At 63.6% G+C, this 11,948-nt stretch carries 13 protein-coding genes; 3 read left to right on the plus strand and 10 right to left on the minus strand.

Going from position 1 to position 11,948, the window contains the following annotated elements; translation table 11 throughout:
- Positions 1-28: 28 nt before the first annotated feature.
- The 3 genes from BLU32_RS10970 to BLU32_RS10980 all read right to left on the minus strand — a co-directional run bounded on the left by BLU32_RS10970 (position 29) and on the right by BLU32_RS10980 (position 4,415).
- A complete protein-coding gene (locus BLU32_RS10970) occupies positions 29-1,966 on the minus strand; it encodes an acetyl/propionyl/methylcrotonyl-CoA carboxylase subunit alpha (protein WP_093806948.1) in 1,938 nt (645 codons plus the stop codon).
- Positions 1,967-2,026: 60 nt separating this feature from the next.
- The gene (locus BLU32_RS10975; RefSeq protein WP_093806950.1) at positions 2,027-3,634 is read right to left on the minus strand and encodes a carboxyl transferase domain-containing protein; all 1,608 of its coding nucleotides are present in this window, start codon (positions 3,632-3,634) and stop codon (positions 2,027-2,029) included.
- Between the two features lie 133 nt (positions 3,635-3,767).
- Positions 3,768-4,415, minus strand: a complete 648-nt coding sequence (locus BLU32_RS10980; RefSeq protein ID WP_093806952.1) for a glutathione S-transferase family protein — start codon at positions 4,413-4,415, stop codon at positions 3,768-3,770.
- A gap of 93 nt (positions 4,416-4,508) precedes the next feature.
- Between BLU32_RS10980 and BLU32_RS10985 the strand changes: the two genes are divergently transcribed.
- A complete protein-coding gene (locus BLU32_RS10985) occupies positions 4,509-5,078 on the plus strand; it encodes a hypothetical protein (RefSeq protein ID WP_093806954.1) in 570 nt (189 codons plus the stop codon).
- A gap of 8 nt (positions 5,079-5,086) precedes the next feature.
- Here BLU32_RS10985 and BLU32_RS10990 read toward each other — a convergent pair whose 3' ends face one another.
- Positions 5,087-5,500, minus strand: a complete 414-nt coding sequence (locus BLU32_RS10990; protein WP_197673591.1) for a rhodanese-like domain-containing protein — start codon at positions 5,498-5,500, stop codon at positions 5,087-5,089.
- Between the two features lie 180 nt (positions 5,501-5,680).
- Here BLU32_RS10990 and BLU32_RS21805 point away from each other — a divergent pair, with 180 nt between their 5' ends.
- Together BLU32_RS21805 and BLU32_RS10995 are read left to right on the plus strand one after the other, a co-directional pair.
- Positions 5,681-5,947, plus strand: coding sequence for a hypothetical protein (locus BLU32_RS21805; protein WP_157727631.1), 267 nt, complete (start codon positions 5,681-5,683; stop codon positions 5,945-5,947).
- A gap of 223 nt (positions 5,948-6,170) precedes the next feature.
- A complete protein-coding gene (locus BLU32_RS10995; protein WP_093810892.1) occupies positions 6,171-6,926 on the plus strand; it encodes a DUF599 domain-containing protein in 756 nt (251 codons plus the stop codon).
- Here the strand turns inward: BLU32_RS10995 and BLU32_RS11000 are convergent.
- From BLU32_RS11000 to BLU32_RS11025, 6 genes are all read right to left on the minus strand, one after another.
- Entirely contained in the window at positions 6,809-8,053 is a 1,245-nt protein-coding gene (locus BLU32_RS11000; protein ID WP_157727632.1) for an adenylate/guanylate cyclase domain-containing protein, read from the minus strand. The genes BLU32_RS10995 and BLU32_RS11000 overlap by 118 nt on opposite strands.
- Positions 8,054-8,263: 210 nt before the next feature.
- Positions 8,264-9,091 (minus strand): aldo/keto reductase, encoded by an 828-nt coding sequence (locus tag BLU32_RS11005; protein ID WP_093806956.1) that lies wholly within the window; start codon positions 9,089-9,091, stop codon positions 8,264-8,266.
- 80 nt (positions 9,092-9,171) lie between these two features.
- The gene (locus BLU32_RS11010) at positions 9,172-9,786 is read right to left on the minus strand and encodes an ATP-dependent Clp protease proteolytic subunit (RefSeq protein WP_029057531.1); all 615 of its coding nucleotides are present in this window, start codon (positions 9,784-9,786) and stop codon (positions 9,172-9,174) included.
- Between the two features lie 137 nt (positions 9,787-9,923).
- A complete protein-coding gene (locus BLU32_RS11015) occupies positions 9,924-10,751 on the minus strand; it encodes an adenylate/guanylate cyclase domain-containing protein (protein WP_093806958.1) in 828 nt (275 codons plus the stop codon).
- Between the two features lie 94 nt (positions 10,752-10,845).
- On the minus strand, positions 10,846-11,037 hold the full coding sequence (locus BLU32_RS11020) for a DUF2867 domain-containing protein (protein ID WP_244501685.1): 192 nt from the start codon (positions 11,035-11,037) through the stop codon (positions 10,846-10,848).
- A 7-nt stretch (positions 11,038-11,044) separates the two neighbouring features.
- The gene (locus BLU32_RS11025; protein ID WP_093806962.1) at positions 11,045-11,917 is read right to left on the minus strand and encodes a hypothetical protein; all 873 of its coding nucleotides are present in this window, start codon (positions 11,915-11,917) and stop codon (positions 11,045-11,047) included.
- Between the last annotated feature and the right edge of the window lie 31 nt (positions 11,918-11,948).

Consider the following 11,948-nt stretch of genomic DNA (forward strand, 5'->3'; position numbering starts at 1 on the left):
CGCCGGCACCGAACGACCGCGCCCGCGCCTATTCCTCGACCAGCGAAACGATCGGGGCGCCCTGGTCGACCTGGCCGCCCTCTTCCACGAAGACGGTTTCAACGGTGCCGTCACGCGGGGCGACGACGGCGTGTTCCATCTTCATCGCCTCCACGACGGCCAGCCGGTCGCCCTTCGCGACCGTGTCGCCTGCCGCAACGTCGACGGCAATCACCTTGCCGTGCATCGGCGCCTTGATTGCAGCCAGCCCTTCGGCCTCGTCTGCAACGCGGGCCAGTTGATCGATGAGCGCGACCTTGACCGCACGCCCGCCCTCAAGCGCATAGACGGCTCCTCCCGCCCAGCTTACGATGCCGGTGCTCTCGTCGGCGTCTGCATCACCCAGCGGAACCGCGCGGCCATCGCGCCATGCCACCTGAATGTCATGCGCCTCGCCATCGACCTCGACCCGCACGCCGACGGAGCGCGGACCGGAAAGCTGAAACGCGTCGCGCATCGAGAACGGGTCCAGCCAGCCGGTGTCCTGCACGGGGCCGCTCCTGTCGTGTCCCTCAAGAAGGGCCGCAACCGCCAGCGAAACAGTGCCTTGCGAGACCGCTCCTTGCGTCAGCATCTCGAGATCGCGGTCGATCAGCCCGGTGTCGAAGCCGCCGGCGCGCACTTCCGGGTGATCGACGAGTGCGGCGAGAAACGCGAGATTGTTCTTCGGCCCAGCAATCCAGGAAACGCCAAACTGATGGGCGAGATTGTCGAGCGCCGCCTCGCGCGTCGGTGCGTAGGCGATGATTTTCGCAATCATCGGATCGTAGAAGGGCGAGATCTCGCCGCCGGCCTCGACGCCGCTGTCGATGCGAATTCCCTCGCCCTCGGGCAGCATCAGGAGGTCGAGCGTGCCGGTCGAGGGCAGGAACCCGCTGTCGGGGTCCTCGGCATAAAGCCTGACCTCGACCGCATGGCCTTCGAGCCGGATGTCGTCCTGCGACAGCGGCAATCCCTCGCCAGAGGCGACACGCAACTGCCATTCGACCAGGTCCTGCCCGGTCACCATCTCCGTCACCGGATGCTCCACCTGAAGCCTCGTGTTCATCTCCATGAACCAGAAGCCGTCGGGCCTGAGCGCGCCCGAGCCATCGGCGATGAACTCGATGGTGCCGGCGCCGGAATAATTCACGGCTTTGGCGGCCGCGACAGCGGCATCGCCCATTGCCGCGCGCGTCTCGTCGCCCATGCCGGGCGCCGGTGCCTCCTCCATCACTTTCTGGTGGCGCCGCTGTGCGGAACAATCACGCTCGAACAGGTGCACCGCATGGCCCTTGCCGTCGCCGAACACCTGGATTTCCACGTGGCGCGGATTGAGCACGAACTTCTCGATCAGGACGCGCGGATCGCCAAAGGCCGACTGCGCCTCGCGCTGCGCGGACGCGAGCGCCGCCTCGAACTCGATCGCCTTGTCGACCCGGCGCATGCCCTTGCCGCCGCCGCCGGCCACGGCCTTGATCAGCACCGGATAGCCGATCTCATAGGCTTTCTGCTTGAGAAATTCCGGCTCCTGACGATCACCATGATAGCCCGGCACGACCGGCACGCCGGCCTTTTCCATCAAGGCCTTCGCCCCGTCTTTCAGACCCATGGCACGGATCGCGGCAGCGGAGGGGCCGACAAAGACAATCCCGGCGTCCTGGCACGCCTGTGCGAAGGCCGCGTTCTCCGACAAAAACCCGTAGCCCGGGTGAATGGCGGCGGCTCCCGTCTGTCGGGCGGCCTCCAGAATGCGCTCACCGATCAGGTAGCTTTCCGAACTCGGCGACGGCCCGATGGCCACCGCTTCGTCGGCCATGCGCACATGCAGTGCATTGCGGTCGGCCTCCGAATAGACGGCGATGGTGCGCAGTCCCAGTCGGCGCGCGGTCTTGATGATGCGGCAGGCAATTTCCCCGCGATTGGCGATCAGCACCGAATCCAGCATGGAGATCCTCTTGTCTTTCAGGCTTCGAACGCGCCCGCCGGACTGCGGCGAGCCGCCATGTCACATGCGGAAAATGCCGAAGCGCGTCTCCGGGATCGGCGCATTCAGGCTTGCCGAAAAGGCGAGACCGAGCACCCTTCGGGTTTCCTGCGGAAGGATGATGCCGTCGTCCCACAAACGCGCGGTCGCATAGTAAGGATGGCCTTCCGCCTCGTATTTCTCGCGGATCGGCGTCTTGAACGCGACCTCCTCCTCCGCGCTCCATGCCCCGCCGTCGGCCTCGATGTTGTCGCGCTTGACGGTGGCCAGCACGCTCGCCGCCTGTTCGCCCCCCATCACCGAGATCCGCGCATTCGGCCACATGAACAGGAAACGCGGCCCGTAGGCGCGCCCGCACATGCCGTAATTGCCCGCACCATAGGATCCGCCGACGATCACCGTGATCTTGGGCACCTTGGCGCTTGCGACCGCCGTCACCAGCTTGGCCCCGTCCTTGGCGATCCCGCCCGCCTCGTATTCGCGCCCGACCATGAAGCCGGTGATGTTTTGCAAGAAGAGCAGCGGTATATTGCGCTGGCAGCACAACTCAACGAAATGCGCACCCTTCAGCGCGGACTCGGAGAAAAGAATGCCGTTGTTGGCGACGATGCCGACCGGCATGCCCATGATGCGGGCAAAGCCCGTCACCAGCGTCGTGCCATAGGTCGCCTTGAACTCGTCGAACTCCGAGCCGTCGACAATCCGGCCAATCACCTCGCGAATGTCGTATTGCTTGCGCAGATCGACCGGAACGACGCCTTCCAGCTCACCCGGATCGAGCACGGGATCGCGCGGCAGCTCGAGCGCCACATCGGGTGTCTTGACCGTGTTGAGATTGGCCACGATCCGGCGCGCCTGGGCAAGCGCCTGATCGTCGTCGATCGCATAGTGGTCGGCCACGCCCGAGACGCGCGCATGCACGTCGGCGCCGCCAAGGTCCTCCGCCGACACCTCTTCGCCCGTTGCCGCCTTCACCAGCGGCGGCCCGGCCAGAAAGATCGTGCCCTGCCGACGCACGATGATGGTTTCGTCCGACATCGCCGGCACATAGGCGCCGCCTGCGGTGCAGGAGCCCATGACGACGGCGATCTGCGGGATGCCCATCGCCGACATGTTGGCCTGATTGTAGAAGATGCGGCCGAAGTGGTCGCGATCGGGAAACACCTCGGTCTGGTTCGGCAGGTTGGCGCCGCCGGAATCGACCAGATAAATGCACGGAAGCCGGTTTTCCATCGCCACTTCCTGCGCGCGCAGATGCTTCTTCACCGTCATCGGGTAGTAGGTGCCGCCCTTGATGGTGGCATCGTTGCACACAATCACACAGTCGCGACCAGACACACGGCCGATGCCCGTGATCAACCCGGCGCCATGGATGGCATCGCCGTACATGTCCTGCGCGGCAAGCGCGCCGAGCTCCAGAAACGGCGTACCGGGATCGAGAAGTCGCGTGACACGCTCGCGCGGCAGAAGCTTGCCGCGGGACAGATGCCGCTCGCGCGCCCGCTCGTTGCCGCCGCGCGCGGCGGCCTCGCGCTTTTGCACAAGGTCCTGTTCGAGTGCTGCCCAGGCGCTGCGATTGGCCTCCAGCTCCGCACCCTGAATAATGGAATTGCTGCGCAGGATCGCCACCCGTTCGCCCCTTTCGTTCGCTTGGTCGACCGCATACGCACGGCCGAAATGCCACTCGCAAGCGACATTGAATGACGTTTACGTGCCAGTCAATGTCTTATGATTTATCTTTTAAAATCAGATACTAAATACACTATTCAACCTCATCAGCCTCCACGATGGCCGTCTCTTTGGCAGCCTCGGCGCGCCAGTCGAGCATCAGCGGATGCGTCATGACCGCGTCTGCGTAGGCGCGCACGGTTTCTCCCATGTCCAGTTGATAGGTGAGAAACCGGGTAACGACGGGCGCGAAAAAACAGTCTGCCGCCGAAAACGGCCCGAACAGGAACGGCCCGCTATCGCCGGCTTCGCCACGACAGGTCGTCCAGATTTCGCGGATGCGGGCGATATCGCGGCCAGCCTCCGGAGCGCGCGGATGCGGCGCAGGCGTTCGGCGCAAGTTCATCGGAAAATGGCCGCGCAGGTCGGGGAAACCAGAGTGGAACTCGGCGCAGATCGAGCGCGCATGGGCCCTCGCGCGGCGCTCAGAAGGCCACAGGCCGGCCTCGGGAAAGGTCTCTGCAAGATACTCGATGATCGAGAGTGTGTCCCACACGCTCGTATCCCCGTCGATCAGAACCGGCACGCGTCCGGCCGGCGAAAGCCTTTGGATCCGGTCATAGAACTCGGGTGTATCGAGCGCCAGAAGCTCTTCCTCGAACGGTGCGCCGGTCAGGGCAAGCGCGAGCCAGGCGCGCATCGACCATGAAGAATAGTTCTTGTTTCCGACAATCAGCTTCATTGGAGATCACGCCCATGTCTTGCGGGAAATGATTCGCCTTCGCGAACGCAGTGCTGTTTAGTGTGACCGAATTCCGGGACCCGCGACAGCAAGATGATCCAGCTTATTTCACTCCAGTTGAAGTCCTTGTTGCCGGCCCTCGCCATCCTCGTCCTGATGTCCGGACAGGCCGTGTCGGAGGGACCGGCGCCCGAACCCTACAATGTCGCCAACACAACCACGCTTTCACGCTCCACGAACGGCATCGAGATCGTTCCGACGAATTTCGAGCAGCGGCTGGTTCACATCGCGATGTCCGACGATGAACGCGAACTCCTGATAGATGCGGGCGCGGTTCTGCGGCTCTGGCGCATCCCGACAGGCCTGTCGCAGATCGAGTGGCCGGTGTCCGCCGGCGTCAGCCTCTCGCGCGCCGACGCCGTCGTTCTGGCCGGCGTCGAGACGGCGGATCTGGTCCCCACCTGGGGGGCCGAGGTAGACTGGCCCGGCTTGGGCCCGGTCACACTGATCGTTTTCAGGATGGGGCCGGAGCGCTTCGGCGGACTGTTGTCGAGCACGCCATCGGGTGTAAAGCGGCTTCGACAGATGGTTTTCCAGCGCGCTTCGTCCCACGGCAGACAGCGTCCGCGAAGCCGCCCCGCCGAACCGTGCTCGGCCTGCTGACAGGCAGTCTACCCCGCCTTGTCTGTCGCCGCGTCATCGACCGGCCCGCCTTGCGCTTTCCAGGCACCGAAACCGCCATCGATATGCGCAACGCGCTCAAGTCCCATGTCCTGGACCGTCTTCGTCGCGAGCGCCGAGCGCCAGCCGGCGGCACAAAAGAAGACGAACCGCTTGTCCTCGCCGAACACCGGCTTGTGATAGGGGCTGTCGGGATCGACCCAGAACTCCAGCATGCCGCGCGGGGCATGAACGGCCCCGGGCATTCGCCCTTCCCGCCCCAACTCCCGGATATCGCGAATGTCGACGAAAACGACCTCGGGGTCTCCATGAAGGGCCTTGGCGTCCTCAACGCTCAACGTCTCGATCTCGGCACTGGCCTCGTCAATCAGCTGCTTGTAGCCCCTGGTCATCGCTCCCGCCATCGTGTCCCTCTTGCCTGCTGGTTCTCCGGTCTTTCGGGCAGTCTTTGCCCTGCGTGCCGGTTTTTCAAGCCGCAAAACAAACGGCGGCGAATGCAGGCGGGCGAAAAGTGCGCGGCACAAACAAAAAGGGGCGCGGCCATACCGCACCCCCTGTTTCGATTTCGGCGTCCCGCGGCCGGCATGACCGCGCTGCGTCTATTGAACCGCCACCACTGTGGCGGGACCGACGTCGGCACCGCCGAATACGACCATCAAGGCGAGAACGCCACCAGCCAGGATAACGGCCCATGCCGCAACGCCCCAGCAGGATTTCTGCACATGTTCGTCCATGAAAACCCCTCGTCCGATCCTGAGCCCATAATGAGTGCCGGCGGCGCCAAAAGCGCGCCGCGTTCGGACGACGGGGATTTAACGATTTGGAAAGGCTTTCGCAAGATGAAAAAATAAGCGGCCTGCCGTGCGCGTAATGCATGGCGGATCCACAGATCCGTCTCCCACAGGCTCCTGTGGACGAAACACCCCTGTTTGTCATGAAATTCGCAGCTTTTCCGGATCGCGAGGCGGCGCAAGCTTCGCCGCCCGTTCGACGCGTCACTTGATCGCACCGAAGCCCGGGGCCACAGTATTCGCGATGCGCGCCGTCGCGCGCAATCCGGGCACAGGAACGCTGATGGACATCCTCACTCCCCTCGACCTTGCAGCGCTCACCTGGTTCCTTGCAAGCTGGATGGGCTTTCATGCCATCATCGAACTGTCGGCCTTGCACAAGCGCACGCTTTCCCATGCGATGAACCGGCATCGCATCGCCTGGATGATGGAGATGAGCCGCCGGCCGGTGAAGATCATGGACATTGCCGTCGCCGGAGGGCTTCAGCAGGGCACCGGTTTCTTCGCCTCCACGTCGCTGCTGGCGATCGGCGGCTGTTTTGCGCTCCTCACCTCGACCGAATCCGTCTTTCGGATCATGCAGGATCTCGGGCTGGAGGACGGGCGCAATCCCGCTACCTGGGAACTGAAGGTGATCGGGCTGACGCTGATCTACGCCTATGCCTTCTTCAAGTTCGGCTGGGCCTATCGGCTCTTCAACTATGCAACAATCATGATGGGCGCCATGCCGGACGGCGATCCGCCTCCCGATCATGCCACCGATTTTGCGCAACGCGCAGGCGGCATGATGGTGCTCGCCGGCAACCATTTCAACCGCGGCCAGCGGGCGTTCTTCTTCTCCATCGGTTACCTGGGCTGGTTCGCGGATGCACGCGTGTTTTTCGTGACGACGCTGTTCGTACTTCTCGTCCTGGCTCGGCGTCAGTTCGCCTCAAGGGCAAGAACCCTCGCCGTTTCCGCGCACCAGTCGCCATCGGACCCGATGGCCGACAAGGGCGCCATGAAGACCGACACCGGATCGGCGAACCCCTTCACCTGAAAGCTGCCCATCAGTCCGGCACGGCACCCCATGATGTCGGCAATGGCCTCCGAGACAAGAATGTCCTGGTTCAGGTCCCGGGTCAGCCCCGCGATCCTGGAGGCGAGATTGACGACCGGCCCGACAACGGTGAAGTCGAGCCGGGTCTTGGCGCCGACATTGCCAAAAAACACGTCGCCGGCATGAAGCGCGATGCCCACCCGCAGTTCTTGCGACTTCTCGCAGCAGGTCCGGTTGATTTCGGAGATTTTTTCCACCGCATCGCGCGCGGCCAGCAGCGCCTGACGCGACGCCGCCATGGCGCTTTCCGGGCAGTCATAGGGAAAGACCGTCATCACCTCGTCGCCGATGAACTTCAAAACCTCGCCGCCATGCGCCTCGACTGCGCTTGTGATCGCCTCGAAATAGGCATTGAGAAGCGCGATCAGCTTGTCGCCGGGCAACTCGTTGGACAGTTCGGTGAATCCGCGCAGGTCCGCGAAACCGACGACGGCCGAGATGGTCTCGCCGTCGCCGCGATGAACAGTCCCCTCCAGCACGCGCTCGCCGGCGCGATGCCCGACATAGGTTTCCATCAGGGTGCGCGATGTGCGTTTCAGGGTCTGGAGTTCGCAAATCAGGGCGAGCGGGCGCGTGATCGCCTCGAGGAGCCCGATCTCGGCGCCGGAAAATCCGTTCTTGCCGCGGGTCGCGAAACTCACGCCCTTGAGAGACCCGTCGGAAAACGGCATCGGCAGAACAATGTAGTCGGTGTATCCGCCCTCGATCAGATCCTGGGTGATCCCGAAACGCGGCGGCTCCTCGTCACCGATCAGACGGATGCGCACGCTGCGCCTGTCGGTGAAAACCACCTTCAACGGGCTGGCCAGATAGACCTCGTTGGTTTCCGAAGATTCGAAATAGCGGCGCATTTCCCGCTCGCCATCCACACTCCACAGCGCGCTTTCCGCACGAACGTTGGGATGCAGCAGCGGGATCGAGGTCGTGATCCTGTCGACAAGCACGCCGCTCTTGCGCAAGCGCTGGGCAAGCGTCTCGATCAGCTCGAGACTGTCGCCGATCATGACAGCTTCGCCATAGAGCCATTCCATGACATCGGCGGCGAGCACGGTTGTGTTGATCGTCATGAAATGCCCCTTCGCCCCCGGATCGCCGGGCAGCCGCTTTTTGCCGCCTCGCGGCACAAGATCCCGCGCGCCCACGCGACCGAAACGCCACGCAGGGAGAACCGGCCCAAGTGACTTCCACAAGGGCAGGCCCTGACGCTATCTAGGGAGAGAGTTTAGCCGAAAAAAGACCACTTCGCGATCTCGTGTTCGCGGCTGATGCGAAACGACCTATTCGTCGTCCCAGTCGGGCGCGAAATCCGGGTCGACCCGACGTCCGTCTCCGCTGCCCAGCGCGAAGATCGCATCCATCTCCTCTTCGCTCAGCTCAAAGTCGAAAATCGCCGCATTCTCGGCAAGTCGTGCCGGGTTTCCGGTCTTGGGGATCGCCGCGACATTGTCCTGCTGTACCAGCCAGCGCAATGTGACCTGAACCTCGGACTTGCCATGATGCTTGGCGATGTCGCGAATGACCTGCTGCTCGCGCACAGCGCCTCTCTGGATCGGCGAATAGGCGGTCAGCGCCATGCCCGCGTCGTCGAGCGCCGCGCGCACCGTCTTCTGGGACAGCTGCGGGTGGTATTCCACCTGGTTGAGCGACAGCGCCCCGCCAGCCAGATCCTGCGCCTGGCGCACCAGCGCAGCCGTGAAATTCGACACGCCGATGGCGCGCGTCCAGCCGCGCGCGCGCAACTCCAGAAGCGCCTCCATCTGTTCCTTCAGCGGAACATGGGAATTTGGCCAGTGGATCAGGAAGAGATCGACATGCTCAAGCCCGAGACGGTCGAGGCTGTCCTCGCAGGATTTGATCATGCGCTCCGGATCGAGCTGGTCGTGCCAGACCTTGGTTGTGAGGAAATAGCCGTCGCGCGGACGTCCCGAAGCCCGCAGGCCGGCACCGACATCCTTCTCGTTGTCGTACATCGCCGCCGTGTCGACATGGGCCCAGCCGCTCTCCAGCGCCGCGCGGACGATATCGCGGCACTGCGCACCGCTGAGCGGCCAGGTGCCGAGACCGAGCGCTGGCATGTCGATGCCGTTGAGGGACAGAGTTTTCATCGTGGGAACCTCCATTGCGCAGACAAGTCGGCGGACGTGATTCGGGCGGGAACCGAAACAGCCCCCGCCCGGAAAAGGTGTCAGTCGAGATCGGAAACGGACGCGGCGACCTTGCCGACAAGCCCGTATTCGATGGCCTCGTCCGGACCCATCCAGTAATCGCGGTCGGTGTCCTTCTCGATCCGCTCCATCGGCTGGCCGGTGGCATCGGCGAAGATCTTGTTCAACCGGTCGCGCATCTTGAGAATCTCGCGCGCCTGGATCTCGATGTCCGAGGCCTGACCGCCGGCGCCGCCAGACGGTTGATGCAGCAGGAAGCGGGTGTTGGGCGTGCAGTAGCGACGCTCCTTGGGCACCGAGACATAGATCAGCGCGCCCGCGCTCGCCACCCAGCCCATGCCCAGGATGCGAACCTCGGGCGCGATGAACTTGATGGTGTCATGGATCATGTCGCCGGATTCGACGTGGCCGCCGGGCGAGGACACGATCACCGTGATCGGGTCGTGCGACACCTGCGCCAGCGCCATCAGGCGCGCGCTGACGTCACGTGCCAGTTCCTGCGTGATCGGTCCCGTGATCAGCACCGTGCGCGCGTCGAACAGATGCTTGTCGACCTGAATGGAACTCGGCGTCTTGGTCTTTTCCTCTTCCTCGTCGTCGAGGCGGCTCGGCACATCGGTCGTCTTGTTGGTCATGTGCAAGATCTGCTCCTTGTGAAGACGGATTCGGCCCGGAAAGGCCCTGTCTCGACCCCCATACTTAGGCGATGCGCGCCCGCGCGGCAAAGGGGTTCTCGCAAGAAGGTTTCCACGGCACCGACGGGTCGCCATCGTCAGCGACGTTTTCCCGCTTTCGCCCCCATCAGCAACATCGCCAGGAACGGCAGGGAGGGCCATTGGAACCAGATAGAATCAAGCCCGGTGAACACATTGATGGCGAAAAAGAACGCTATCCAGCAAACCGCGAAACGCACCCGGCCCGACTGCTGGAAGTACCAGTCCTTCATGCCGTGGACGAGCGCTGCGACGGGGCGATCGACGTCGCCTGTTTCCGTCTGCGCGTCGGCGCCCGGACGCGCTTCCCCGCCGGCTTGCGCGAAAGAATCGCCTTGCCCCTTGGGATGGCGGCCCTCATTCGCGCCGCCGATCCGCACCCGGTAACTTAGAACCGGGTCGCTGATGTTCTTGACGGTTTGTGACCCGAGCGGATCGAAACCAAGGGCCAGCCTTGCGTGCACCTGTTCGTAGACGGGGGCCGAGATCACAATGCCGCCCGGCTCGGCGATCTGCTGGAGACGCGCCGCGATGTTGACGCCTTCACCGTAGATATCGCCGCCCTCCACGAGGACGTCGCCAAGGTTGATGCCGATGCGAAAGGCCATGCGCTCGGCTTGCGGCAGGGCATCGTTGCGCCCGGCGAGTTCCGTCTGGATCTCGACCGCTGCGCGCACCGCTTCGGTGACCGATCCGAACTCCACGATTACCGCATCGCCCCAGGTGTTGACGATACGCCCGTCGCGCGCCGCAACAAGTCCGCCGATCGCCTCGCGATAGCCGCGCAGGCGGTCGAACGTCCCGTCCTCATCGGCTTCCATCAACCGAGAGTACTGAACGGCATCCGCGCACAAGATCGCGGCCAGTCGGCGCTTGACGCGGCTCATGGAGTGTCCCTGGATTGCCTCAAGTCTCTTGAATGGCTGTTTGCACGCCCGACTTCAAGCCGGGCGGTGCAAAAAAGCAATCCCGCCGGCTCCCTCAGCCGGTCGAAGTCATCTTTTTCAGCCGCCTGAGGTCAGCCGCGACAATCGCGCGGTGGGCGATAGCGACAGGCAGCATATAGAGCCGGCCAAAGAGATTGTGCACCTTGACGGAACTCGTCACCGTGTAGGTCCGCCCCCGTGCCGACAGCCAGGTCATCACGTCGAGATGCCGGTCGCGGACGCTCAACACCAGATCAGGAAGCCCCCCGCCGTCCGAACGTCGTGCGTCGCCCGCGATCCGCTGCAGACAGATCATGGGGCGCCGGGTTTTGTGGCATGGACGTGCCTTGATCCCGAGACGGCCAGTTGCGGTGAATGCCGCGGACACCCACGAAAATGAACAGGCCACGCCAGATGAAGGGCCATAGAACACCAAGCGCTCCGGGCATCTCCTCGGCGAGGACAACGTCTTGCGGATCGTAAATCGGATGAACCAGCGCAACCTCGTCGCCGTGGCTCAGCGTTTGTCCCCTTGAGTACGGGACCTTGAGGGTTGCAGACCACAGCCGGCGCTGCTTCGGCGAGTACAAGACGCTCAACAGATGAAAGCGCACCTCTCCCGTCTCGGGATCCCTGACGACACGTCGGTCCTCGACCGTACCTTGAATTCGTATTCCGGCCAGGACATGCGGGCCGGCTGCGGGAAAGGCCCGAACAAGACCCATAAGCCCGTACGCGGCCACGCCGATGCCGAAGGTGAATGTGCAAATCGTCGCCCAGCGGCGAATCGGGGATGGCTCCTGCGCGGCCGCCGTCCCGCTCAGTCCCGTGCAAAGCCGGGCTCGCAAGCCCCATGCACCTGCGCCAAGAAGGCCAAAACCGACGACGAGCTTGACGACGGCCTTGATGACGATCCCGACGAGGATCGAGGTTCCCAACGCACCATATGTGCGAGCGGTTGCGGGAAATCCTCCCGGAGCGACGAGACCCGGCGCGTCCAACACGGCGGCCATCCGCGCGACCGACAGAAAGTCGAAGATCGCGAAAACGATCGTCGCGGCGCCGGCGAAAAGGAACAAGCCCCATAGGAACAAGCCAACGGCGGACTGCAAAACACGTTCGAACATGACACACCCAAAGGTAGCAATATTCTACCCA

This window comes from Stappia sp. ES.058, from assembly GCF_900105595.1.
In the GTDB taxonomy this organism is placed as follows: Bacteria; Pseudomonadota; Alphaproteobacteria; order Rhizobiales; family Stappiaceae; genus Stappia.